A 26,286-nucleotide genomic window follows, 5' to 3' on the forward strand; every position below is an offset into this window, starting at 1 on the left:
TGAGCAACTTTCAGAAAAAGTGAGCCAATTTCATAAGTGATTATAAATCTAGTGATGTCTAATATGATAATCTTTCTATTTTATGTAAAGAATCTCTTTTAATCTTTCATCAACATAGAAAAGTGGCGAATACTTCAATTGGTTTTTTTGAAGTAGTACGCTAGTATTGGTATAGAGAAAGAATATAAAGGGGATGTTTCCGATTAAAATAGATTTGAAATTTTATCTTTATCAAATAGTAGGCGTATTAATTATTTGGATCGGGATGACAATTTTTCGAAAAGATATGGATGCATCAGGAGAGATAATTTATTATGTAGTTACTTCCTGGTTATTATTACTGATCGTATTGGCTGTGAAAAAATTTATTCGAGATCGTAAAACAAATGAAAAATAAAATGAATTCTGTTTCAAAAAACCTCTATTTTATAGAGGTTTTTTCTTTTCATTGAAGGGAAGATAGTAAAGTAAATGTCAATAAATGTACATAGAACCGTGCGAGTATTGTAACTAATACACGGAAATGTTTATTCAATATCCCGTATACTGAAGATACAATATTAGTTAAATATTTTTGTTTATATAAAGGCAAAGGAGATGGAATGAATGGATCCGTTAATCATTGCCCGCCTACAGTTTGCTTCTACGACTATTTTCCATTATTTTTTTGTTCCAGTATCAATTGGATTAGCATTCACTATAGCGGTAATGCAGACGTTGTATGTCATCAAAGGGAAAGAAGTATATAAAAAGATGACGAAGTTTTGGGCGGTATTGTTTTTAATTAATTTTGCCGTTGGTGTAGTAACAGGTATATTGCAAGAGTTCCAGTTTGGTATGAACTGGTCAACGTACTCACGGTTTGTCGGCGATGTTTTTGGTCCATCACTTGCGATTGAAGGTTTATTAGCATTCTTTATGGAATCTACCTTTATTGGGTTATGGGTTTTTGGGTGGAATCGACTATCAAAAAAATTACATCTTGCGTCTATTTGGCTCGTATCTATCGGGACTATATTATCGGCATTTTGGATTTTGTCAGCAAATTCATTTATGCAAAATCCAGTTGGATTCGAATTTGCAGATGGTCGAGCGCAAATGAATAATTTTGGAGCGATTTTAACTAATCCGCATTTATGGGCTCAATTCCCTCATGTGTTGTTAACATCGTTAGCAACAGGCGCATTTGTTATTGCAGGGATAAGTGCTTGGAAAATAGCTCGAAAACACGATCTCGATATGTTTAAACGATCTTTCAGAATTTCTATAACTATTGGCGCTGTTGCGGCATTCGCAATATTATTTACAGGACATTGGCAAGCACAATACCTTGTGGAATCTCAACCAATGAAAATGGCAGCGGCTGAAGCGCTCTGGGAAACGAGTGAAGATCCAGCTCCATTTACCGTGTATGCAACAGTTAATCCGGATGATAAAGTAAATGATTTTGAAATACAGATCCCATATTTGCTCAGCTTTTTGTCTTTTAATCAGTTTAGTGGATCCCTGGAAGGGATGAATCAATTACAGGAAATGTATGAGGAGAAATATGGACCTGGTGATTATATCCCCCCTGTAACGACATTGTTTTGGGTTTTCAGGTTCATGACAGGTGCTGGTGGGGTTATGTTGTTATTAGGGTTTTATGGCATGTATTCGACTAGAAGAGGTATGCTGCCAGAAAACAAATTTTATTTAAAAATGATGCCATTTGCTATTGCTTTACCATTTATAGCAAACACTTGTGGATGGATTTTGACGGAAATGGGAAGACAGCCATGGGTTGTTTTTGGATTAATGAAAACAGAGGATGCTGTATCGCCATCTGTTACTGCAAATGAAATGCTTTTTTCTCTAATTGCTTTTACAACGATGTATAGTATTCTTGCGATTGTTACTATTTATTTGTTCGTTCGTCATATTAAAAAAGAAAACCATGACGAATTTGAACCTAGTGTAGCACAAGATCCTTTCGATGAAGAAAGAGGTGCAGAACATGTCTCTTAATGAATTTTGGTTTATCTTAATAACCATTTTGTTCGTTGGGTTCTTTGTATTAGAGGGATTTGATTTTGGTGTCGGTATCGTTTCTCGTTTTTTAGGGAAAAATGATCAGGAGAAACGTGTGTATATAAATACGATTGGTCCATTTTGGGACGCGAATGAAGTATGGTTAATTACTGCTGGAGGAGCAATGTTTGCTGCATATCCACATTGGTATGCAACCATGTTCAGTGGATTTTATATTCCGCTTGTCTTTATGCTGCTCGCCTTAATCCTCCGAGGTGTATCTTTTGAATTTCGCGGAAAAGTAGAAAACGATAAGTGGAAAAACACCTGGGATTGGGCTATGTTTATTGGGAGTTTTTTACCTCCGATTTTATGGGGAGTTGTTCTAGCTAACTTTATGATCGGAATGCCAATCAATCAAGATAAAGAGATGGTTGGATCATTTCTTCAATTTTTGAATCCTTTTGCTTTACTTGGCGGAATGATGTTTCTAATGTTGACGATCACACATGGGCTACAATTTATTACGATCCGAACAACAGGTGAATTACAAGAAAGAGCCCGGCAACTTGGACGGAAAGTAGCTCCTATAACTATTATTCTTTTCTTAGCATTTATAGTCGTAGGGTATATAATTTCAGATGTATTTACATTTCACGGGCAAACATTTATGGTCCTACCAATCCTTGCTTGGATATCTTTGCTGTTTGCAAATCTGTACAATACACAGAAATTAGACCTAAACGCTTTTGGTTTAACTAGCATAACGATCATCTTATTAACAGGAAGTATTTTTATTGGAATGTTTCCACGGGTGATGATCAGTTCAATTTCGGATGCCTATAGTTTAACTGTATATAATGCGGCTTCCGGCGCTTATACGTTAAAAGTAATGACTTATTTTTCCTTAACCCTATTACCATTTGTTCTAGGCTATACAATATGGAGTTATTATGTATTTAGAAAACGTATTAAGAAAAATGATGAGTTGGAATATTAATGAAACGAAATAAAGGATTTCCTACCTACCCAGGTTCTTTACTTGTTCATGGGTTATTAACGATATTTATTTTAGGTGAGGCTGCAGCTATTATTGCCCAAGCGTATTTTTTAGCTTGGGCGATCACCTTTTTATTTATGAGAACGCCAATTACAGAAGTGATGAGTGATATTGGCTTCTTTTTTGTTGCATTTGTTTTGCGATATATTATTGTTCATATTGAGATGGTGTTGGCCGATCGGTATGCATCAAAATCAGCTCGTATGTTACGTGATCGTTTAATGGATGTATACTTTAACCAAAGTATTTCTTTTGTTCAGCGAATTGGGACTGGGCATCTCGTTACACTAGCGATGGAAGGGGTCGACCATGTTAGAAAATATGTTGAAATAATTGGTATCCGGATGCTAAAAACAGCAATAATTCCTGTAGCGATTGTCATTTATGTCTACTTCTACGACCCGATCTCCTCTGTGATTTTAGTAGTTACCGTGCCAATCGTCGTTATTTTTATGATTTTACTTGGAATGGCAGCAGAGAAAATGGCAGATAAGCAATATAAAACATATACGCGATTGTCCAACCATTTTATTGATTCATTAAAGGGATTGGAAACATTAACTTACTTAGGAAAAGGTCGTACTCATGCCAAAAAAATTCATCGAGTAAGTTCAGAATATCGGCAAGCAACGATGAAGACACTTCGCGTAGCATTTTTATCCTCCTTTGCGCTAGATTTTTTTACGAGTTTGTCGATCGCATTTGTAGCTGTCGGATTAGGTCTACGATTAATTGATGGAGAAATAATGTTATTACCAGCATTAACTATTTTACTGTTAGCACCAGAATATTTTTCACCTATAAAACAAGTCGGAAAAGATTATCATGCAACATTGGACGGACAAATTGCAATGAATAAGATTGATCAATTGATCGAAGGTCATCCGTTAACTAAAAATGAGCCGCAATCTGATTCCCTACGTTTGGAAAGTGTGATTAAGATCGAATTTAACGATGTAACGGTAGAGATGGACGATAAAAAGCTACTTGATGGGATTAATTTTCAAGCCAATAAAGGTTGGATTGGAATAATCGGAGCAAGTGGGGCAGGGAAATCTACGTTAATAAATGTTTTAGCCGGTCGTTTAACCCCAGTTAAAGGATTTATTAAATTAAATGATCATTCTTATTCCAACTTACATTTTGAAGAATGGTTGAACAATATTGCTTATATTCCACAACATCCATATATCTTTCCGATTTCGTTAGCAGATAATATTCGATTTTATCAACCGGATGTATCGGATGAAGCGGTAATTGATATTGCAAAAAGAATAGGCCTAAAATCTTTCATTGATACATTGACAAACGGAATTAATGAAAGACTTGGAGAAGGTGGCAGATCCTTAAGTGGGGGGCAGGAACAGAGAATAGCGATTGCTCGAGCATTAGTTAGTAATAAACCAATTATTTTCTTAGATGAGCCAACTGCACACTTAGATATTGAAACAGAATACGAGATAAAACAATTAATGCTTGACGTATTTCAAGATAAATTAGTGTTTTTAGCAACACATAGATTGCACTGGATGAAACAAATGGATACTATTCTTTTCTTGGAAAATGGAAAACTGATTGGTCAAGGTACACACAAGGAATTAATAAATAATCATGATGAATATAAGCAGTTTATTAAGCGGAAAAGGAGAGAGAGCAATGACTGACTGGGTATTACCTTATATCAAACAGAACAAAGGTCGGATCGCTCTTTCTGTTTTTTTCGGATTTTTAGGGATTGCTTCTGCTGCAATGTTGCTATTTGTTTCAGGTTATTTAATTTCAAAATCTTCGCTTCGACCTGAAAATATTATGATTGTTTACGTTCCAATCGTCTCTGTGCGCGCTTTTAGTATCGGGCAAGCTCTATTTCCTTATTTGGAAAAATTAATGGGTCATGATATTGTCCTACGTATATTAGCTAGTTATCGAAAAAAATTATACGAGATATTAGAACCTCAAGCCCTTGATATTCAAAGACGTTATCAAACGGGAGATATATTAAGTGTTTTATCAGACGATATTGAAAAATTACAGGACTTTTATATTCGAACATTATTTCCTAGTGTAATTGGAATCCTTGTATATGGTGTAATAGCCATCGTATTTGGTTTTTTTGATTGGATATTCATGTTATTAATGGTTGGATTACTTGGAGTAATTGTATTTTTAATACCAATTATGTCCTATGTACTTATGCGAAAAAAACATATTGCCATTAAAGATAAAAAAGGAAAACTATATCAGCATATAACCGATGCTATATTTGGACAATTAGATTGGGTCGTGAGTGGACGGGTGAATGAAGTAGTTCATCGTATTACACATGAGAATTTTTTATTGATGAAAAAAGAAAACAATCTTAAAAGATGGAATCATATAAGGGATGCTCTTTTACGATTAATTGCTGGAATTTCTATCATTGCTGTAATGATTTGGGCAAACAACCAAGTTGATTCAGCAGTAATTTCACCAACTGTTATTGCAGCATTTGTCCTGATGATGTTTTCTATAACGGATGCTTTATTACCAATAAGTGAGGCTGTCGAAGAAATTCCTGCTTATGTAGATTCATTGCAAAGGATAGAAAAGATTCAAAATCAACAAGATATCAATAACGCACCAGTTGGAATAAGTCATTTACAAATTCAAAAACCTGTAGTAAAACTTCAAAATATAAGCTATCGCTACGATGATGAAAATAAAAACATTATTAATAATTTAACTCTAACAATTGATGCAGGAAAAAAAGTTGCAGTATTAGGAAAAAGCGGAACAGGTAAATCTACATTATTAAAATTACTTTCTGGCCTTTTGCAACCTACAAATGGAACGATAATGATTAATGATATAAAAATGACTCGCTCACTGTTAGCGAATGTTGTTTCAATTCTAAATCAAAAACCACACTTATTTAATACAACAATTGCAAACAATATCCGAATTGGTAAATCTAATGCGACAGAAGCAGAAATTATTGAGGTATTGAAACAAGCACAAATCTATGAATTAATTAAGCAACTTCCTAAAGGGATTCATACACAAATGGATGAAATGGGAAAGCGATTTTCTGGCGGAGAAAGACAACGAATTGCGTTTGCACGTGTCTTAATTCAAAATACACCAATTATTTTAATGGATGAACCAACAACAGGTCTTGACCCTGAAACGGAAAGTGAATTATTAAAAACGATCTTATATGCTGCGAAAGATAAAACAATCATCTGGGTAACGCATCATTTAGCTGGAGCAGAATGGATGGATGAGATTATCTTCTTAGAAAGTGGAGAAATAAAAATTCGTGACTCTCATGTAACATTAATTAAAAAGAATGAATATTATCGTAAGCTGTATGAAATGGATGAAGGGTTAAACGAATAGTATGGAATTATTTTTGCTCGTCTTTGTTTTTATATCACTATAATAGTAAATCCGAACTGATGTACAGTTATTGTGGAATGACTTTAAATCATAGTTCGGATTTTTTGGATTAAAAACAATTCGATTCCGGCTTACTTGTACAAAAATCACGAGTAAAATCATTAATTATTCGTCAATTATTGGGCAACTTTTATTCTCTTCAAAAAGTGTTTACATAATCAGATAGTATTGATAGGATATAATTTAAATATAGCATAAACATACATGTAACCGATAATTTTATCAAATAATTCTTTCGTAAGTAGATTGAATATTCAAAATATAGGAATTTAAATGTAGGCGACTGAAAGAGTCATGACGATCAGACACCATTTCATTTATTTAAAAAGGAGGATTATATAAATGAATCAAGTAAGCAATCGGTTCAGTAGCACTCGGTCCGGGAATAATCACATTAGTTTGGTCGATGGCAAAAACGGTCGTTTAATTTATCGTGGTATAAATACAATGGAGTTAGCTGTTCATTATACGTTTGAAGAAGTATGTTATTTAATATGGAATAGTACACTCCCTTCAAAAGAGGAATTAATTACATTTAAAGAAAAGATGTATGCAAAAAGAAGATTGCCTAAGCACATTTTGAATATATTGGAAAATCTTCCATCCGAAATGGAATTTATGAGTATTTTGCGAACATGTATATCTGCTTTAGGCTCCAAAAATTATACATGGAAACCAACATTGGAACAAGCAATAGAAATAACTTCTGTCACCCCAACTATTATTGCGTACATATACCGGAAAAAAAGAGGCATGGATTTTATCCCTCCATCATTAGATAAAGGACATGTAGAAAACTATATTTATATGTTAACAGGTGAAATACCTAGAGAAGCTCAAGTAAAAGCATTGAATGCTTATTTAATTTTAACAATGGAACAGGGAGTAAATGCATCGACCTTTGCAGCTAGAGTAATCACATCCACCGAATCAGAAATGGTTTCTGCTGTAACAGGAGCAATTGGAGCAATGAAAGGATCTTTACATGGTGGTGCTCCGTCAAAAGTAATTGAAATGCTAAATAAAATTGGTGATAAAGAAAATGCAGAATTATGGTTAAGATGCCGATTGGAATGTGGTCAAAAAATCATGGGATTCGGTCACTATATATATAAAGCCCCAGACCCACGCGCTCTAGCTTTAAGAGAAGTTACTAGATCTCTATTAGGGCAAAATAAATTACTTGATTTAGCATATTTTGTAGAACAAACTGTAATTCGTTTACTGAAGGAATATAAGCCAGGTAGAAAAATTTACACAAACGTAGAATTTTATGCTGCAGCAGTATTAAGAGCAGTAGACATTCCAGAAATATTGTTTACACCAACTTATACCGCGAGCAGAATAGTTGGTTGGACAGCAAATATACTTGATCAATCAAAAAGTAGGAAATTATTTAATCCACAAGTTTTATATGAAGAAATATTTCCTAAATAATTCGGATGGATGAGTAAACAGTTCTCATCCATTATTTTTTTTATCTTTTTAATTAAAAATAAAACAGCACTCTCATATATGAGGAAGTGCTGTTTTTGTATATCATAGGGGGTAATTATTTTGCGTTTACTTGATGTCTGCGTTATCGCCGTTATTAATACCAATAATACCATTGTTAGGGTTTACAGATTTAATATCTGCATTGTCTCCATTATGTATGTCGATTAAGCCAGATTGTAGTGCAGAAAATGCAAACCCTAGAAGTAACGCCAAAGTCATTAATTTTTTCAATGTTCTTCACCACCTTTCTTATTTGGAAAATTATTTAGCTCCATCCTATAATAGGTTGCAGCATTTTTATATTTATTAGTTTTGAAATAAAAATCTCCTAATTCTTTTGCTATTCCTTTTGCATTTTTAAACAAATTATTATCTATAAAATAATTTAGAGCTTCTGTTTTTTTCTTAATAAATTCAGCTTCACTATCTTCATATAAATCAATACTTCCTTTTAATGAAGATAATCGGTGATAATCTCTTTCTGTTTTGAGATATTGCGATGAAGTTCTTGCTAATTTTTTTGCTTCGCTATATTGATTAAGTATTATATGACATTCAATAATTTCAATTAGTGTAACTAGAATACTTTCAGATTTGATCTTTACTTTTAGTTCATAAGACTTCATAAAGTGTTTTAAAGCTTCCGAAAGATTATTCATTCCTTTATAAACGAGTCCCTGATTATGAAAGACTCGTGCTTTGTGACTGTTGAATTTTAATATTTTGGAGTAGTTCATCGCTTTTTCTAATTCTTGTAATGCTTCTTTAAACATAAAAGTATCACAGTATATTGTTCCTAATAAATTATGTACGATAGCTAAATTTTCCAGATCACCGTTATTTATATAAAGTTTGATAGATTCATCGGCATGTTTTTTAGCTTTAAAATAATCGGCTAATTGATAACTTGTTAAAGCTAAGTTAAAATTCATATCTGCACATATACTAGTTGAATGACGAACTGTCTCTAGTAACATATTAAAAAAGTAGTAACTCGATTCTAAATTATTTTTTCTATAAGCAGATATACCTTTATAGTAATAGTAACCCTGCTTAAGTAACTGAGGGTATTCATTCAAATTATCATTATCAGAGATAAAATAAGTTAATATGCTGTCTTCTAAGTCTTTTGCTTTATCTAACTCATTTACTTTATAGTAGTAACTGCATTTTAAATAGAAATAAGTCCATTCTTGATGGATACAATTTATTGGCTCCTGAATAGTAGTCAATATTTTTGAAGTGTTTATAACATCTGATAGGATTGTATCGAATAATACCGAAAGTTGTTTTTCTAAGTTTTGATCAGGATTATTACAATCCAATAAATAACTATCATTTACTTTAAGTTTTTTAGCTAGAAATCGGATCGTATCCTCTGACGCTGAATACCTGCCAGATTCTAAATTACTCAGATGACTAACTGATACAATACCTTTTGCTAATTTTTCTTGAGAGAGATTGTTTTTCATTCTTATGTAACGAATTCTTTTTCCTATATGCATTTCTATCTCCACCTAAATAGTATAATTATTATGTACAATGTTCAAGCTCATTAAGGAATTTTTGATGTTTTGGTCGGAGTTTTGGTTATATCCAAAATTGACTGTGTTTTCGTCGATTTATTTGGTTAAAAATCGATAACTTTTGTAAAATGATAGTTTTTCAAGAGATTTTATTAGATAAATAGTTTTCAATCCCAAAAATTTAGATACTATTTTGAAGTGATACGTAAAAAGTAACCATCCGGGTCTGCGATTTTAAAGCCTCTCATGCCCCAAGGATAGGTTTCTGTATCAACTTCTATTAGATACGAAGCATCTAAACAACGCTGATATACATCTTCTAATTTATTTACAACAATTATTAATTCGAACCCATTTCCTTTTATGTTGCTGTTAGCCTTCTTATTAAAATAGTGATCATCTTCTAAAGAAGACTTAGCTGTAAGCAATAAAGAAAAGCAATCATAATTGAAACGGCCACACCGATCATTTCGGCCAGAAAGTTCTAATCCGATAATATTTTCATAAAATTGAATTGATTGTTCTATTTCATCTACATATAGTTCTACTCTGAAAAGTACACTCATCTATTTACTCCTTTTCAATGTTATTTAATACAGGATAATTTACAATAGCCAATTTATCAATTATATTTGGCTATTTGTGTTAATTTTGACAAAATTAGATTGAATTCATTAGATAAATACGATATACTTAAATCGTTATGAAACAACATTTCATTAAATGAAATGTTAAATGGAAGCGATTTCAACTTTTGTCGAAAGAGGGCGGTATCTCATTAAGGTGAAAAGGAGACACGTTCATGACAGTCAATAAAAAAATGATGACTGCGGCACAGGCAATAGTAACTGTTTTAAAGGATGCAGAGATAAAGCATGTGTTTTGCGTTCCTGGTGAAAGTTATTTACCGATTTTAGATGCTTTATATGATGAATCTAGTATTCAGGTAATCTCTGCACGACATGAAGGCGGCGCTGCTTTTATGGCTGAGGGATATGCTAAGTCTACGTTAAAGCCAGGTGTAGTCTTAGCGACGAGAGGTGTAGGTGCAGCGAACTTATCAATTGGAGTGCATACAGCATTACAAGATTCTACACCGATGATTGTATTACTTGGCCAAGTGCATAGTAAATTTAGAGGAAGGGAAGGTTTTCAAGAAGTTGATTTAGACCAATTTTTTGGACCAATTTCCAAATGGGCTGTGGAGGTTAGAGATGCGGAACGAATGCCAGAAATTATGGAAAGAGCAATTCGGGTTTCCCAATCTGGCAGGCCTGGTCCCGTTGTTATTTCCTTACCGGAAGATGTATTACCAGTGCAAGCAGAGATGAGATTCAGAGGAGTCTTTAAAAAGCCAAGACCGGCACCTTCGCATTCAGAGGTCACAGACGTTAAACACCGATTAAAGCAAGCTAAGCGTCCTTTGTTAATAGTAGGTGGTGGAGTAAAAAGTTCCGAGGCAGAATCTGTTCTTCTTTCCTTTGCTGAAAAATTTCATCTACCTGTAATTGTAGCTTTTCGGAGACATGATGCATTCCCTCACGATCATTATTTATTTGTAGGACATTTAGGGTTAAGTACAAGTGAATACGTAAACCAAATGATCGAGGAAGCAGACACAATTATCGCTCTAGGAACACGTTTATCTGAGGTAACGACAATAGATTATACATTACTTAAAGATCACCATTCATTAATACATATCGACATTAATAATGAAACATTAGGTAAGGTATATAATCCGGAGATAGGGATTGTGGCAGATGTAAAGGAAGCTTTATCTGCTTTTAGTCACTTCGAAATAACACCTATTTGGAAAGAGTGGGCAATGGAAAAGAGAGCGGCTTATGCAGAAACAAGTAAATTAAACATAATTGAATCAGATGTCATTAATAAACAAGTTATTGCTACTATACAACGTAAGTTACCAGAAGATTCACTACTTACAAATGATGCAGGAAATTTTGCCAGCTGGATGCACAACTTCTATTTATTTAAAAAACCGCATACATATGTAGGTCCAACTTCTGGCGCAATGGGGTATGGAATGCCAGCAGCGATTGGGGCAAAGCTTGCTTTTCCTGAAAAGAAGGTAGTCGCCCTGGCAGGTGATGGCGGTTTTATGATGACTGCTAATGAACTGGAAACCGCAGTTAGATATCATATTCCGATCATTTGTCTCGTATTTAATAATAATATGTATGGAACGATACGGATGCACCAGGAGATGCATTATCCAGAAAAAGTTATCGGCACTGATTTAGGATATGTTTCTTTTAAGAAATTAGCTGAAAGTATTGGTGCCGTTGGTTATACAGTGAACAAAATCGAGGATTTTGACTCTGCGTTGCTTGAAGCATTAACAAGTGATCAAGTATCCGTTATTGAAATTATTACAGAAAAAGAACAAATCTCAGTTGCTACGACAATTCAGCAAATTAGAGAGCGAGCTAAAAATTAGTTCGATATATTTTAGAGGAGGCATTCATATGACAAAAGCATTATTGAATGTAGAAAAACTTTCAAATTTTATTAATGGGGAATGGGAAGCTGGAAATGAATATACGGCTGTAATTAACCCAGCCACAGGCGAAGAGGTTGTTCAAGTACCTCTATCAGATGAACATTCTGTTGATAAAGCAGTTAAAGTAGCAAAAATTGCCCAAAAAGAATGGGCTCTTACGCCTGCTCCTCAACGTGCGGAAGTATTATATGAAGTTGGTAAAATCATGAAAGAAAGAAAAGAACATTTGGCAAAGTTATTAACTCTTGAAAATGGGAAAGTCCTTGAAGAGGCAAGAGGAGAAGTACAAGAAGGAATCGATATGGCATTTTATATGGCGGGAGAAGGAAGAAGACTTTTTGGCCAGACAACGAATGCAGAATTAAAGGATAAATTTGCGATGAGTGTTCGAGCACCTATAGGTATAGTAGGTATTATTACTCCGTGGAACTTTCCGATTGCTATTGCTACATGGAAGTCCTTTCCTGCAATAATTTCAGGTAACGCTGTTATTTGGAAACCGGCAACTGAAACCCCAATAATGGCGTATGAACTTGCAAAAATATACGAAGAAGCAGGATTACCAAAAGGAATTCTCAATGTAGTTTACGGAAAAGGGAGTACGGTAGGAGATGCAATGGTTCATCATGACGATATACGAGTTATCTCCTTTACAGGATCAAACGAAACTGGAAGCCATATTGCCGGAGAATGTGGAAAACAATTGAAAAAGGTGTCTTTAGAATTAGGTGGTAAAAATGCAGTTATCGTGATGGATGATGCGGATATAAATTTAGCTGTAGAAGGCATCGTTTGGAGTGCGTTTGGAACGAGTGGACAGAGATGTACAGCATGTAGTCGTGTGATCGTTCATGAAGATGTTAAAGAAGAGCTTGAACAACGACTTCAAACAGAAATGGAGAAATTAACGATTGGAAATGGTTTAGATGAGAGTGTTAAAATAGGCCCTATTATCAATAAAGCTGGGATGGAAAAAATAAAAAATTATATTGGTATCGGAAAAGATGAAGGTGCAAAACTGTTAGCAGGAGGCTATGCTTTAACTGAAGGCGAATTGGGTAAAGGAAATTATTTTGCCCCAACTTTATTTACAGATGTTACTAGTGATATGCGTATTGCACAAGAAGAAATTTTCGGTCCGGTCGTTTCATTGATACCAGTAAAATCTTTTGAAGAAGCGATTGAAGTTAATAATAGTGTCACATATGGATTATCAAGTTCTATTTTCACACAAGATGTGAATCGTGTTTTTAAAGCACAACGAGATTTAGATACAGGAATCGTATATGTCAATGCTGGAACTACAGGAGCTGAAATTCATTTGCCATTTGGTGGTACTAAGGGAACAGGTAATGGACATCGTGATTCAGGTGTTCAAGCATTAGATGTATTTACAGAATGGAAAGCTGTTTATGTCGACTATAGTGGTAAGTTACAGCGTGCCCAAATTGACGTTGAATAAAACTTCTCAGAGAAACTAACATATTTATGACGTCCTTTATATATTAGAAGTAATGTAATCAAAAGGAGCTGATCAGATGAAAGTAGGTGTATTAGGTTCAGGATTAATGGGTAAAGAAGCAGCAAGAGACTTAGTTGCGAGTGAGAAAGTTTCATATGTAGGGTTAGCTGATATAGATCTCAGCCGAGCACAGCAAGTTTGCGATATGCTTGGCTCAACTAAACTATCTGCATATGAAGTTAATGCTGCTGATGCAATAAATTTAGCAAATTTCATGCAACAATTTGATGTAATTATTAATGCATTGTTTTATTCTTTTAATGAAATTGTAGCTCAGACTGCAATTAAGGTCGGAGTGAGTTCCGTAGATTTAGGTGGGCATATCGGACATATAACAGATAAAGTATTAGAGCTTGATCAAGAGGCAAAAGAGAATGGGGTAGCCGTTATTCCAGACCTAGGAGTTGCGCCCGGTATGATTAATATTTTATCTGGATATGGTGCAAGTAAGCTGGATGAATTAGAATCATTAAAATTATATGTGGGAGGAATTCCATTAAATCCGGAACGTCCCCTAGAATATAATCACGTATTTTCAATGGAAGGAGTATTTGATCACTATACAGATCCATCACTCATTATCCGGAATGGAATTAAGCAAGAAGTTCCTTCATTATCTGAAGTGGAGCGGATTTATTTTGAAAAGTTCGGTCCATTAGAAGCTTTTCACACTTCGGGTGGAACATCAACTTTATCACATTCTTATCCAAATTTAAAAACGTTAGAGTATAAAACAATCCGATATCCTGGTCACGCAGAGAAATTTCAATTACTGGTTGATTTAAATTTAACGCGCAGAGAATATGAAGTTGATGTAAATGGAGTAAAAGTGAGCCCCCGTGACGTGTTATTAAAGGTGTTAGACCCAATCGTTGAGTTGGGAGATAAAGATGATGCTGTGTTATTACGTGTACTTGTTTCTGGTAAAAAAGCCAATGAGGAAAAAACGTATGCATATGAAATGACAACATATAAAGATCGCATTAACAATGTCACAGCAATGGCTAGAGCTACAGCTAATACAATTTCCATTGTCGCACAAATGATAGGGGACGGAACAATTCATAAAAAAGGGGTTTATCCACCCGAGCAAATCGTACCAGGAGATCTATATATTAATGAATTAAAGAATAGAAATGTTCAAATTTTTGAAAAGGAAACAACCCAATCATCAGAGATTGCAAATGCTTGATTTTCCCGAGGCTAGCACATAACGTAAGTCATTTTCTACAAAGACGAACTATATTAGGTAAGCGTAGGAAATATACGTAGACTCCTACGGGAACAGTACGAGTCCGAAGATCCCTGTAGCGACTTGAAAAAGGAGCTACAGAAGCTGAGACCGTACCCGTGGAAAGCGGAGTATATTTCCGAAGCTGTTATAAACCTAACATAGTTCGTCTTTTCTTTAATAAAAATACTTTTGCACCAGCATCAGTTTTTAATCATTTACCGTATATTTAATTGAAGGAAGGTATAATTATGAATCAAAGTGTGATGAAAGCAGTATCCATACTTGATTTATTTATTAATGAAAAAGAATTATCTCTACAAGAAATTGCACAGAAAGCTAATCTTCCAAAACCGACAGCATATCGCCTTCTTTCTACATTAGAAAATCATGGATTACTCTATAAGGTTAAAGAAAGTGCTCATGACAGCAGATACGGCTTAGGATTAAAACTTTTGGAACTTGGCAATTTAGTTTCGGAAAGACTTGAACTCAGAGAGGTTGCTTTACCTCATATGGAAAAGTTAGCAGAAGAAATTAATGAAGTAATCCATCTAGTAGTCATGTATCAAAAAGAAGCAACGTATATAGAAAAAGTAAATAGTAGAAGAGCATTAAGTTTGCATACAAAAATCGGAAGGAGTACTCCTTTATATGTCGGCTCAGGTCCTAAAATGTTACTTGCTCATTTACCAGAAGACGAACAGGAAGAATTATTAAAAGCTCCGACTTTATTTTCATTAACAAATCGTATCATTGATAAAAGGGCTTTAGTAAAAGAACTACAAGAAATTAGAAAACAGCAATTTTCTTATAGTGTAGATGAACAAGATGCAGATACAACCGGTATTTCATTTCCCATATTTAATTATGAAAACAAAGTTGTTGCAGCATTAGCAATAAGTGGACTATCAAGCCGTTTTCAAGATGAAAAATTAGAATTAATGAAGCGGCATGGAAGTGAAACAGCTCGGAGAATATCCAAACAACTAGGATATAAAGGATGATGGGGGAATGAAGATGAATACGATATTTATTGCTGGTCATGCAAGATTACCATCAGGGATGGCCGCTAAAAGTATATATGAAACGTTAACGATTACAGCTGAAATTGATAAAAAGTATGGTGTAATTGTTTCTACTAGCTGTACACTTGCCACTATCCATGCTCAAAAGTTTGTAGAGCAACTTTTACGTGGATACAGTTTACAAGATGGAATAGATGCCCCTGTAAAAAAAATCCGAGAACACTATCTTGGTAAAGCAGGAAGTGCATTGGAATCAGCTTTAAAAGATTTATATAAACAGTATGAAAAGATGTGATACTCTATTTAGGATCCTCATTTTTTGACCATTTAGATATACAGTCTTGATGCGGACAATAAGCGTGCAAAGCTCTATATGAAAAGTGAACTTACGCTCTGGAAAGTGTCGCTCGATCTATGCAAAGTGAAGTTCCGCTCTGCAAAGTGAAGTCCCGCTCTGCGAAGTGTCGCTTGCTCTGTGCAAAGTAAACTCCCACTATGCAAGGTGAGCGCGCTCTGCGCCAATGCAAAAATGGTGCCAGATTCAAGGAGAGACGATTCCCTCTTGATTAAGTGATCTGAAATGAACACTTAATGGAGAGTGTAGGGTAATCGCCTCTTGCAGATTGATTGCCTTAATTAATAGATTGAGAGACCAAACGTCTTTGTAGACTAAACTAGACGATTGGTTCCTTTATCTTCATAATTATGCCTCAGGCTCCCAAGCAGGTAGCATTTTATTTAAAGGTTTATCTTTTCTGTAGCCTAATACATACTCTGCTTGCATAATTGTATGAATTTCACGTGTACCTTCATATATGACTGGTGCTTTAGAGTTTCTCAGGTAACGTTCAACTGGATATTCGTCTGAAAATCCATATGCACCATGGATTTGGACAGCATCATCAGCTGCTTTATTGGCAAAATCACATGCTTGCCATTTGGCTAGAGAAGTTTCTCGAGTATTGCGTTTTCCTTCATTTTTTAATTCTCCGGCTCGGTATACGAGTAGACGACTCATCTGCAAACCCGCTTCCATATTTGCTAACATTTGCTGAACGAGTTGATGTTTACCAATTGGTTTACCAAATGTCTCTCTTTCATGGCAGTAATCGATTGATGCTTCCATACATGCCATAATTTGCCCAACAGCTCCAGCAGCAACGGTAAAACGACCATTATCAAGCGAGGCCATGGCAATTTTAAATCCCTCACCCTCTTTTCCGAGTAAATTATCTTTAGGCACTTTTAAGTTATCAAAAAATATCTCCCCTGTATTACCTGCACGAATACCTAATTTACCTTTAATTGCTTTTGAGGAAAAACCTTCCCACTCTCTTTCCACTATAAAAGCTGAAATTCCATGATGTTTTTTAGTTTTATCTGTATATGCAAAAACTAAAAAATGATCTGCTACATCACATAAAGAAATCCAAGTTTTTTGTCCATTTAAAATATAATAATCTCCTTCTTTCACTGCTGTCGACTGCATAGCGGCAACATCTGATCCAGCACCTGGTTCAGTTAAACCGAATGCACTGACTTTTTCTCCACGTGCCTGAGGAACGAGATATTTTTGCTTTTGTTCTTCCGTTCCCCATTGTAAAATGGACATGCTGTTTAATCCAGTGTGTACGGAAACTGCGGTTCTAAAAGCAGTGTCTCCACGTTCTAATTCTTCGCAAACGATCGCTAAAGCGTTATAGTCCATTCCACTGCCGCCATATTTTTCGGGTATACATACACCCATTAATCCTAAATCAGCTAATTTTTTGATTATGGCCGGATCAAAATATCCTTCTCGATCCCATTTTGCAATATAAGGCATAATTTCCTGATCTACAAAACTTCTAACCGTATTCCTTAACATATTCTGTTCTTCCGTAAATTGAAAATCCATCAAACTCATCTCCTTATTTATTTCTTTATTTTTTTATTTGTTTTTAAAATTTCTTCATTATGTTCTCCTAAATCAGGAGGATAGTGTCGGTAAGAAACAGGTGTTCTTGAAAAGTGAAGAGGGCTACCAATCAGTTTAATTGCACCGGCAGACGGATGCTCCATATCAATAAACATGTTTCTAAATTGAAGTTGAGGGTCGTTATACACTTGCTCTAAATCTTGAATAGGACCACAAGGGATATTAGATGTGTCACATCGCTTTTTCCAGTAAGCAGTTGACTGTTGTAAGAAAGCCCTCTGCAAAATAGGAATTAATTTTAATCGATTTTTGACCCTAGAAGGATTTGTTTGAAAGCGAGGGTCATCCGCGAGTTCATGTTGTCCGATAATCTTACATAAACTTTGAAACTGATGATCATTTCCAACAGCTATTACCATTTCTCCATCTTTCGTAATAAAAGTTTGATAAGGAACAATATTTGCATGTTCATTACCTAATCGCTTTGGAATTTTACCATTTATCAAATAGCCACTACCTATATTAATTAACGAGCTGACAGCTGAGTCATAAAGTGAAAGATCTAATTTTTGGCCTTTGCCGGACCTTTCTCGCTCTATTAAAGCGGCTTGAATTCCAGTGCTTGCATACAAACCAGTTAATACATCGACGATAGCGACCCCTAATTTTTGAGGACCCGATTCTTCTGTACCTGTAATACTCATTAATCCACTCATTGCTTGAATAATAAAATCATATCCTGGCATATTCTTGTAAGGTCCAGTTTCTCCAAACCCAGTAATGGAACAATAAATGATTTTTGGGTTGATTGCTGAAAGAACAGAATAACCTAAGCCGAATCGCTCCATCGTCCCAGCTTTAAAATTATTAATAATAATATCGGAATCTAGCACAAGCTCTTTTATTTGTTGTAGACCGTAGGGAGACTTTAAATCTAGTGTAATACTTTTTTTATTACGGTTTGCACATAGATAATAGGCGCTAACCTCATTTTTAAATGGTGGTCCCCATCTTCTTGTATCATCTCCCTTATCAGGAGATTCAATTTTGATAACATCAGCACCTAAGTCACCAAGGATCATTGTACAGTATGGACCAGCTAGAACACGAGATAAATCCAGGACTGTAATACCGTTCAGCGCTCCATTCATTCTATTTCACCTCCTTGTTAAAAATAAATACAAAAAGCCAGTTCAAACTAACTTAAAAAAGATTTAAGTTAAGTAAGAACTGGCTTATACTTGCTGGAACAATTTTGGCATTAAATTGTAAGCAAGCTAGGCAGTTTATATGATCTTCCTTCTATTTTAGCTTATTTTAATAATATTGTAAATATCAGGTAGGATTATTTAATAAATGTAACAAGTAGATTACTAGCAATAATATAAATGTAAAATACTAAGTCGTTTAAAATTATGTCAAGAGGTAATCCAATGTAATAAATGGTAAGTTTACAGAATATATCCTAATTTTTAGATATCACCTTTATGAAAAACTATTTATTTATTAATGTTTTTCAGTTTGAAAGAGGAGCAGAATTTTTACTGGAAATGACTGGATTCATTATTACAAAAAACTGGTGATATGATGAATTCACAAAATAAAAACACTCAAAGGAGAGCGAGAAATGTTTAAGAAGTACAGATTTATTATAGCAATATTAGTTGTTGGGTTGGTGAGTGCTGGATTTGGACAGTCTGTTGGAGCGACAGCAAAAACTGATGACACAGATGCACAGACAAATAAATTTGTTTATCAAGGTAAAATAGATAAAAACAATTTTAAAGAATTAGAAAGCTATCTTGCTAATTGTTTATCAAAATGGAATATTAAGTGGGATAAAAATTCAAAACCAAACGAAGATGAAATTAAACAACCAATTGATGAAGCTGAACAACCAGAAGAACAGCCAGCAGATGAAGCAGCACAACCAGAAGAACAGCCAGCTGAAGAAGTAACACAACCTAATCAGCCTAGTGAAGAAGTTACTGAAGATCAGCCCCAAGAAAATGAAAGTGGACAATTAAGCCAATTCGAACAACAAGTTGTTGAATTAACAAACCAAGAGAGAGCTAAAAACGGATTAAAACCTCTTCAAATTGATAATGAATTAAGTAAAGTAGCTAGAGAAAAATCACGTGATATGCAAGCAAACAATTATTTTGATCACAACAGTCCAACTTACGGTTCTCCATTCGACATGATGGAAAGATTTGGAATTAACTACCGTTCAGCAGGAGAAAACATTGCGATGGGTCAACGTACTCCTCAAGAAGTGGTAACTGCTTGGATGAACAGTGAAGGTCACCGTGCAAACATTTTAAATAGTAGCTATACACATATCGGTGTAGGATATGTTGAACAAGGAAATTACTGGACTCAACAATTTATCGGTAAATAAACTATCCATTCCCAAGTACTGAGAGTTATCTTTTCAGTACTTGGGAATTTTTTTATGTGCTGGGCCATGAAATGAAGGATTTTATAAACCGAATTTGTACAAGAAAAGATTAAGAAAATTAGTTTAATCTTCCTTGATTCGCTTGAAGTTTATTTAATTTGTCTAACAGATATAAATAAGTGGTATTTGAGTAATATTTATTGTAGGATTTTAGTAGAAGGAAGTTTTACATATAGGAAGGATTGATTGATACATAATGAATACAAAACGTTGGTTAGCACTTGTAGCAGCAATCGTATTGCTATTTGTGTCTATTGGATTTAGATTTACAATGAATATTGCTTCAGGACTGTTAGAAGGATTTGCATCGCTTGATGAATACTACTACAGCGAAGAAGTAGTAGTTGAAGGGGACTGGGATGAAAGGATTGCAGTTCTAAATTTAAATGGAGTTATTATGGATCAAGAACTTTCTTTGTTTATGGAAGGGTATGATCACAACAAATTTTTAAACATGATTGACCAAGCTAGTGAAGATGAATCTGTGAAAGCAATTATTTTACGCGTTGATTCACCAGGAGGAGAAGTAGGGGCAACTGCTCAAATTCACGAAAAACTTGTAGAATTAAAAGAGAATTATTCTAAACCAATCTATATATCTATGGGATCAACAGCAGCTTCGGGGGGCTATTATGTAGCAGCTCCGGCAGATAAGATTTTTGCAGAGACTTCAACTTTAACTGGTTCAATTGGTGTAATAATGGAAAACATCAATTACTCAGAACTTGCCGAAAACTACGGTGTGCATTTTAACACGATCAAAAGTGGGAAACATAAAGATATTATGTCTCCTAGCCGTGAGATGACAAAGGAAGAAAGAGAAATATTACAATCGATAATTGATGAAATGTATGATGATTTCGTTCAAGTGATTGTAGATGGTAGGGGAATGAGTGAGGCAAAAGTTAGGGAAGTTGGAGATGGACGAATATATACTGGTAGACAGGCAAAAGAGGTTGGTTTAGTAGATGAATTAGGGGATTTTGATGATGCATTAGCTGCAATTCAAAAAGACTATAACTTAGAAGATGCACAAGTAATTCAATATGGAGAAGACTTTGTTTTCCTAAGTGGTTTTGTAACGCAAATGAAAAATGTTTTTCAAGGCAATACATCCGAACTTGAGCTTGTTATGTCATTAGTTAGACAATCTGATAAGCCGCGGGCTATGTATATTTACTAAAGGAGGGATAACGATGGATTCAAAGTATGAGGATCATGAAGAAGAACAAGAGATGATTCTATCAGAAGAGCTAAATTCCCCCAAAAAAGAATACAGATATGCGGGTTTTTGGATGCGCTATTGGGCATACCTTATTGATGTAATAATTATTTTTAGTATTAATGGTATTTTACTAAGTCCATTGCTGTTTGTGAATAAAGGGTTACCTTTGGAGATCGGGTTTTGGACAGTAAATGGAATTTTAGCAGGAATTGTTTATTATGTTTATTTCCTGTTCATGACAAAGACTTTCCAACAAACGTTAGGGAAAATGGTCTTAGGGATAAAAGTTATTAAAGAAAATGAAGATGCTCTCTTATGGAGTGATATCCTATTTAGAGAAGTGGTTGGAAGATTTATTTATAACGTAATTTTTATTACAAAATTTCTTTATCTCGTTATCGCTTTTTCCAATGAAAAACAAGGCATACACGATATGATCGGAAATACGAGAGTTGTCCATATTTAATTCTTTTTAGGAGGAATTCCATTGTGCGGTCGATATACATTGTTAGCTGATGAATTAAAGATTAGACAACGATTTCATATACCTCACGAAATTGAAGGATATTATACCAGTTACAATATAGCTCCTAGCCAAAAAGTATTAGCTGTAATTCATGATGGAGCTAAGCGAAGGGCTGGATTCTTGCAATGGGGGTTGGTTCCTTCTTGGGCAAAAGATGAAAAAATAGGTAATAAAATGATCAATGCGCGTAGTGAGACCGCACATATCAAGCCAAGTTTTAAAAACTTAATGGCTAGAAAGCGGTGCCTTATTATTGCAGACAGTTTTTATGAATGGCAAAAGGCAAATGAGGGAAAAATACCGAAAAGAATTCAACTGGAAAAAGGCAAACTTTTTGCTTTTGCAGGACTGTGGGATAAATGGCAGCAAGATGATAAAACATTATTTACGTGTACGATTCTGACAAAAGATGCGAATGAATCTATGCAAGAGATTCATCATCGCATGCCGATTATTCTTCCTCGAGATAAAGAAGATGCATGGATAAGCCAAAGCTTCACGCAAGCAAAAACTGCCTATCATTTTTTGCAAAATCTTGAGGAAGAACGTTTATCAGCTTATTCAGTTAGTGATTTTGTGAATAATGCAACAAATAATGATGCAACTTGTATTGAACCAATAACAAAATAAAAGTCATTAATTAAGGGGGAAGGTTTTACAATGATCCGAGTATTATTCGTTTGCTTGGGCAATATTTGCCGTTCTCCAATGGCAGAAGCAATATATCGAAACATGGTACAGAATAAAGGATTAGCAGATAAAATAGAGGTGGATTCAGCAGGTACTGCTCTTTGGCACAGCGGAAAACCACCACACAAAGGAACGAGAGCTAAATTAGATGAATACAAAATTTCGTATGAAGGCATGACTGCTCGACAGATTTCGCAGGAAGATTTTAATACATTTGATTATATTATCACTATGGATGACGATAACATGAAAAATATCGAATCCGAGTTTGAGATGTCTGACTCTGTCACTGTAAAAAAGCTGCTTGAATTTGTAGATAACCCACGTGAACTTAATGTACCGGATCCGTATTATACTGGGGATTTTGATTATACGTATGAACTAGTTCATGAAGCCTGTGAACATTTACTGGAGTATATTGTCCATAAACATCAAATATAAGATTAGGAGATAGGAAAATGGGGAAAAGAACTTTACTAACAGGAATAATTGTTGGAGCATCAATAGGTGGATTAGTCAGTTTATTAAATGGAGATGCAAGAAAATATGCTAAAGATACATTAGATCAATCATGTAATACGCTAACTTATTATGCTAATAACCCTGTGGAAGCTGTAAACTCAATACGACATACCGTCCTTTCCTTAAACAGTGTGATTGAAACGAATACACATAGTGCAGTAAGCGCATTGGAGCAAGTAGAAAGCTCATTAAACAAAGTAATTAGCAAATAAAGTATGTCCATGGAAAGGAAATGGTGTCTTAAAGGAAGGATTGCAATATGCAACGAATAATTCTTTTTGGAAAAAATTTCTTTAAACGATTTCAGCAAGCAGATGTTACTGATCTTTCTGCACAATTAGCTTATTTTTTCCTTTTATCATTATTTCCTTTTCTACTTTTCTTAGTAACATTAATTGGTTATTTACCCATAGATAATCATGCCGTTATTGATATGTTGGCATCCTATTTGCCGGAACAAGTCGTTGAAATGATTGATTCAAATTTAGAACATATTATTAATACGAAGAGTGGTGGTCTCTTATCCATCGGGATTATTGGAACGATATGGTCTGCTTCCAATGGAATTAATGCAATTACTAAATCGTTTAATCGAGCCTATGCGATCGAAAAGGAACGGCCATTTCTTGTCGCTCGTTCCATAGCAATTCTATTAACATTTGGAATGATTATCGTCATAGCAGTAGCATTGTTATTACCGGTTTTCGGAAAAATAATTGGAGAACAATTTTTCGCATGGTTTCATCTATCTGAAGATTTTCTAAAATCTTGGAATATGCTACGCTGGGTAGTTTCTTCCATCATATTTTTCATAGTATTTTTTGCGCTTTATTTGTTAGCCCCACATACGAAAGTAAAAGCACGTCATGCAGTTTGGGGTACACTATTTGCTACGATCGCATGGCAAATTACTTCACTGGGCTTCTCATTTTATGTGAATAAGCTAGGAAATTATTCAGCCACTTATGGAAGTTTAGGAACGGTAATTATTCTGATGATTTGGTTTTATTTATCCGGAATAATAATTAATAGTGGTGGAGTATTAAATGCTTTTATGAAAGATCGAGAAATAGGGCGTAAACATTAGAAAGATCTATGTGAGGGTACTATTAAAAAATAACAGTGGTAATACTCCCACTGTAGAGAAGAAAGTTAATTCATAATGATAAAGCGACTCGGTATTTGCCAAAGACAATCTACATGGATTCATGACATTAACGCAAGGCTATTTTCAATATCTTGGATTTGTATAAAAGTTCAAATGGACTCATCTTTAACGTTCGGTCAAGCTAAGTGACTTCCGAACGTTTTTTCATTGCTTTTTATATACTTCATCGAAATTTTTTAACTAGTTTTAAGAACAAAAATAAAAGAAGAATTGAATAAATAATTATCCAAATAAATGGAAAAAGAGAAAGATCCGACAGATTACCATCCCAATTAAAGAGCGGTTTTTGCGTGCTGACTGCCGGTGGAATCATCCATACTATATTTTTAAAGGGCGACGGTAAGGAGTCGTAAATAGCTAGAGATGCCAATGAAATAGTAATGATAAGGGCTACCCCTCCAATCGAATTAATAGCACTTTTCATTATTACTCTACTAAACAAACTAGCAACAGCTATCCCTAAAAGGGCTAAAGAAACATGATTTAGGAGAGATACAAAGCCAATTGTAAACGTCACAGTTTCGTTAAACATACTAAAAATAATAGGATAGACAAATGCACAAATAGCCAGAATAAAAGAAATTAATATTAAGCAAAATAATTTTGCCATATAATAACGGTTTAAACTTCCAATATGAAGGATCATTACTTGACTTTGAACAGGTGGATCAACAGATAAAAAACTTAAACATAACCAGGAAGATACAATGTATAAAAATAAAGCTGTTACTGCATAACTGTCAATCACCGGATTAGGAGTATACGTATAAAAAACGATGATTAAAATAAAGAAAATTAAAACAGGCGGGAAGTATTTATGGGAACGTAAATAATCAAATAAGCTGTATTTAATTAGTTCTCTCACATTAATCTCTCCTTCTCTACATATTAAACGGGAGTTATGGTCCAAATTTTAAATGAAACTCTTCTACTGTTTCGACCCTACTAATACTTCCTTGTAATTCTAAAATTCGGTAGAGTACTTTATCACTGTTTTTTAATTGAACATAAAGTAATAATCTGTTTTTCTTTTTTTCCATGTGGAGAACTTCATTCCATTTTAACACATGAGATTCATCTAACCGTTTTACCTCTAGTAATTTGATTGGCTCTTTTTTTCCATTTATGATTGGAGAAATAAGTCCATTCCTTATACCATAAGCAGTTTCTACCATCTCAAATATATTAGCTTCGTGATTCGTTATTAAAATTGTAGTCCCCTTGTCTTTTAGTTCTTTTATAATCGTAAGTAATTCTTTCTGGGCATGGGAATCAAGACCAGAAAAAGGTTCATCCAAAATTAATAATTCTGGTTTGGGCAATATTGCTTGTATAATACCAACCTTTTGAATGTTACCTTTTGATAAATTCATTATCCATTCATTTTTTAGTTCTTCTAATTGAAAGCGATAAAGTAAATCGGGAACTGCTTTTTTCAGGAAAGCCTGTGAGAGACCACTAATTCTTCCAATAGAATTCAAATATTCAACAGGTGTGAAACGAATTAATTTGGGAAACCTTTCAGGGACATATCCAATTTTAATTTCTTTGTCGTAATAATTGACTTTACCCGAACTAGGTAGTTCAATGCCTGCAATTATTTTTAATAATGTGCTTTTTCCGGATCCGTTTCCACCTAAAAATGTAATGATTTCATTTTGATCAATCGTAAGGGAAATATTATGTAAGACTTTTTTATTTCCAAATTCTTTACTTATATTTTTAAGTTCAAAAAGCGTGGCCATATATTTCACCATCCTAGATCTAATCCTAAGAAACAGTTCTCTTTTTTGTTGTTTTCAAGGTTTGTTTCAAAGTATCTTCTATAATTTTAGATTACTATTTAAAAGCTTCATAAAAGCCTGTTATAACCTATAAAAAAGATAATAATCTAATAATCAATTTTTATCAAACTTTTTCCTTAATTATCCAAAAAATAA

The 26,286-nt window shown here is 34.4% G+C and carries 25 protein-coding genes; 18 read left to right on the forward strand and 7 right to left on the reverse strand.

Going from position 1 to position 26,286, the window contains the following annotated elements; genetic code table 11:
- Positions 1-193: 193 nt before the first annotated feature.
- From SPD48_RS11705 to SPD48_RS11730, 6 genes are all read left to right on the forward strand, one after another.
- Entirely contained in the window at positions 194-397 is a 204-nt protein-coding gene (locus SPD48_RS11705; protein ID WP_336258290.1) for a hypothetical protein, read from the forward strand.
- Positions 398-606: 209 nt separating this feature from the next.
- Positions 607-2,007 carry a cytochrome ubiquinol oxidase subunit I gene (locus SPD48_RS11710; protein ID WP_336258291.1) on the forward strand — a complete coding sequence of 467 codons (1,401 nt, stop codon included), beginning with the start codon at positions 607-609 and terminating at the stop codon, positions 2,005-2,007.
- Positions 1,997-3,010, forward strand: a complete 1,014-nt coding sequence (gene cydB / locus SPD48_RS11715; protein WP_336258292.1) for a cytochrome d ubiquinol oxidase subunit II — start codon at positions 1,997-1,999, stop codon at positions 3,008-3,010. The genes SPD48_RS11710 and cydB overlap by 11 nt, the downstream gene beginning before the upstream one ends.
- Positions 3,010-4,734, forward strand: coding sequence for a thiol reductant ABC exporter subunit CydD (gene cydD, locus SPD48_RS11720; protein WP_336258293.1), 1,725 nt, complete (start codon positions 3,010-3,012; stop codon positions 4,732-4,734). The genes cydB and cydD overlap by 1 nt, the downstream gene beginning before the upstream one ends.
- The gene (gene cydC / locus SPD48_RS11725; protein WP_336258294.1) at positions 4,727-6,448 is read left to right on the forward strand and encodes a thiol reductant ABC exporter subunit CydC; all 1,722 of its coding nucleotides are present in this window, start codon (positions 4,727-4,729) and stop codon (positions 6,446-6,448) included. The genes cydD and cydC overlap by 8 nt, the downstream gene beginning before the upstream one ends.
- A gap of 402 nt (positions 6,449-6,850) precedes the next feature.
- The gene (locus tag SPD48_RS11730) at positions 6,851-7,945 is read left to right on the forward strand and encodes a citrate/2-methylcitrate synthase (RefSeq protein ID WP_336258295.1); all 1,095 of its coding nucleotides are present in this window, start codon (positions 6,851-6,853) and stop codon (positions 7,943-7,945) included.
- Positions 7,946-8,071: 126 nt separating this feature from the next.
- On the opposite strand, the gene SPD48_RS11735 is transcribed toward SPD48_RS11730, so the two are convergent.
- The 3 genes from SPD48_RS11735 to SPD48_RS11745 form a co-directional block, all read right to left on the reverse strand.
- Positions 8,072-8,236, reverse strand: coding sequence for a hypothetical protein (locus SPD48_RS11735; RefSeq protein WP_336258296.1), 165 nt, complete (start codon positions 8,234-8,236; stop codon positions 8,072-8,074).
- A complete protein-coding gene (locus SPD48_RS11740; protein WP_336258297.1) occupies positions 8,233-9,510 on the reverse strand; it encodes a helix-turn-helix transcriptional regulator in 1,278 nt (425 codons plus the stop codon). The genes SPD48_RS11735 and SPD48_RS11740 overlap by 4 nt, the downstream gene beginning before the upstream one ends.
- A gap of 209 nt (positions 9,511-9,719) precedes the next feature.
- Positions 9,720-10,097, reverse strand: a complete 378-nt coding sequence (locus SPD48_RS11745) for a VOC family protein (protein WP_336258298.1) — start codon at positions 10,095-10,097, stop codon at positions 9,720-9,722.
- 236 nt (positions 10,098-10,333) lie between these two features.
- Here SPD48_RS11745 and SPD48_RS11750 point away from each other — a divergent pair, with 236 nt between their 5' ends.
- From SPD48_RS11750 to SPD48_RS11770, 5 genes are all read left to right on the forward strand, one after another.
- The gene (locus SPD48_RS11750; RefSeq protein ID WP_336258299.1) at positions 10,334-11,992 is read left to right on the forward strand and encodes a thiamine pyrophosphate-dependent enzyme; all 1,659 of its coding nucleotides are present in this window, start codon (positions 10,334-10,336) and stop codon (positions 11,990-11,992) included.
- A gap of 28 nt (positions 11,993-12,020) precedes the next feature.
- Positions 12,021-13,517, forward strand: coding sequence for an aldehyde dehydrogenase family protein (locus SPD48_RS11755; RefSeq protein WP_336258300.1), 1,497 nt, complete (start codon positions 12,021-12,023; stop codon positions 13,515-13,517).
- A gap of 76 nt (positions 13,518-13,593) precedes the next feature.
- Positions 13,594-14,769 (forward strand): saccharopine dehydrogenase family protein, encoded by a 1,176-nt coding sequence (locus SPD48_RS11760; protein WP_336258301.1) that lies wholly within the window; start codon positions 13,594-13,596, stop codon positions 14,767-14,769.
- A 290-nt stretch (positions 14,770-15,059) separates the two neighbouring features.
- Positions 15,060-15,815 carry an IclR family transcriptional regulator gene (locus tag SPD48_RS11765; RefSeq protein ID WP_336258302.1) on the forward strand — a complete coding sequence of 252 codons (756 nt, stop codon included), beginning with the start codon at positions 15,060-15,062 and terminating at the stop codon, positions 15,813-15,815.
- A 13-nt stretch (positions 15,816-15,828) separates the two neighbouring features.
- Complete coding sequence (locus tag SPD48_RS11770; RefSeq protein ID WP_336258303.1) at positions 15,829-16,131, forward strand: DUF3870 domain-containing protein; 303 nt, start codon at positions 15,829-15,831, stop codon at positions 16,129-16,131.
- Between the two features lie 408 nt (positions 16,132-16,539).
- Here SPD48_RS11770 and SPD48_RS11775 read toward each other — a convergent pair whose 3' ends face one another.
- The gene (locus SPD48_RS11775; RefSeq protein ID WP_336258304.1) at positions 16,540-17,733 is read right to left on the reverse strand and encodes an acyl-CoA dehydrogenase family protein; all 1,194 of its coding nucleotides are present in this window, start codon (positions 17,731-17,733) and stop codon (positions 16,540-16,542) included.
- Positions 17,734-17,750: 17 nt separating this feature from the next.
- Positions 17,751-18,905 carry a CaiB/BaiF CoA transferase family protein gene (locus SPD48_RS11780; protein ID WP_336258305.1) on the reverse strand — a complete coding sequence of 385 codons (1,155 nt, stop codon included), beginning with the start codon at positions 18,903-18,905 and terminating at the stop codon, positions 17,751-17,753.
- Between the two features lie 476 nt (positions 18,906-19,381).
- On the opposite strand from SPD48_RS11780, the gene SPD48_RS11785 reads away from it, so the two are divergent.
- From SPD48_RS11785 to SPD48_RS11815, 7 genes are all read left to right on the forward strand, one after another.
- On the forward strand, positions 19,382-20,155 hold the full coding sequence (locus tag SPD48_RS11785) for a CAP domain-containing protein (protein ID WP_336258306.1): 774 nt from the start codon (positions 19,382-19,384) through the stop codon (positions 20,153-20,155).
- Positions 20,156-20,411: 256 nt separating this feature from the next.
- On the forward strand, positions 20,412-21,398 hold the full coding sequence (gene sppA / locus SPD48_RS11790) for a signal peptide peptidase SppA (protein ID WP_336258307.1): 987 nt from the start codon (positions 20,412-20,414) through the stop codon (positions 21,396-21,398).
- Between the two features lie 13 nt (positions 21,399-21,411).
- Positions 21,412-21,906 carry an RDD family protein gene (locus tag SPD48_RS11795; protein ID WP_336258308.1) on the forward strand — a complete coding sequence of 165 codons (495 nt, stop codon included), beginning with the start codon at positions 21,412-21,414 and terminating at the stop codon, positions 21,904-21,906.
- Positions 21,907-21,927: 21 nt separating this feature from the next.
- Positions 21,928-22,596 carry an SOS response-associated peptidase gene (locus SPD48_RS11800; RefSeq protein WP_336258309.1) on the forward strand — a complete coding sequence of 223 codons (669 nt, stop codon included), beginning with the start codon at positions 21,928-21,930 and terminating at the stop codon, positions 22,594-22,596.
- Positions 22,597-22,626: 30 nt separating this feature from the next.
- Positions 22,627-23,097, forward strand: coding sequence for a low molecular weight protein-tyrosine-phosphatase (locus SPD48_RS11805; RefSeq protein ID WP_336258310.1), 471 nt, complete (start codon positions 22,627-22,629; stop codon positions 23,095-23,097).
- Positions 23,098-23,114: 17 nt separating this feature from the next.
- A complete protein-coding gene (locus SPD48_RS11810; protein WP_336258311.1) occupies positions 23,115-23,390 on the forward strand; it encodes a YtxH domain-containing protein in 276 nt (91 codons plus the stop codon).
- Between the two features lie 47 nt (positions 23,391-23,437).
- The gene (locus SPD48_RS11815) at positions 23,438-24,265 is read left to right on the forward strand and encodes a YihY/virulence factor BrkB family protein (RefSeq protein WP_336258312.1); all 828 of its coding nucleotides are present in this window, start codon (positions 23,438-23,440) and stop codon (positions 24,263-24,265) included.
- Positions 24,266-24,509: 244 nt separating this feature from the next.
- On the opposite strand, the gene SPD48_RS11820 is transcribed toward SPD48_RS11815, so the two are convergent.
- Both SPD48_RS11820 and SPD48_RS11825 read right to left on the reverse strand, forming a co-directional pair.
- Positions 24,510-25,211: a hypothetical protein gene (locus SPD48_RS11820; protein WP_336258313.1), complete on the reverse strand. Its 702-nt coding sequence runs from the start codon at positions 25,209-25,211 to the stop codon at positions 24,510-24,512.
- A 34-nt stretch (positions 25,212-25,245) separates the two neighbouring features.
- Entirely contained in the window at positions 25,246-26,103 is an 858-nt protein-coding gene (locus SPD48_RS11825; protein ID WP_336258314.1) for an ABC transporter ATP-binding protein, read from the reverse strand.
- Positions 26,104-26,286: the final 183 nt, after the last annotated feature.

It is taken from the genome of Pseudogracilibacillus sp. SE30717A, from assembly GCF_037071985.1.
In the GTDB taxonomy this organism is placed as follows: Bacteria; Bacillota; Bacilli; order Bacillales; family Amphibacillaceae; genus Pseudogracilibacillus.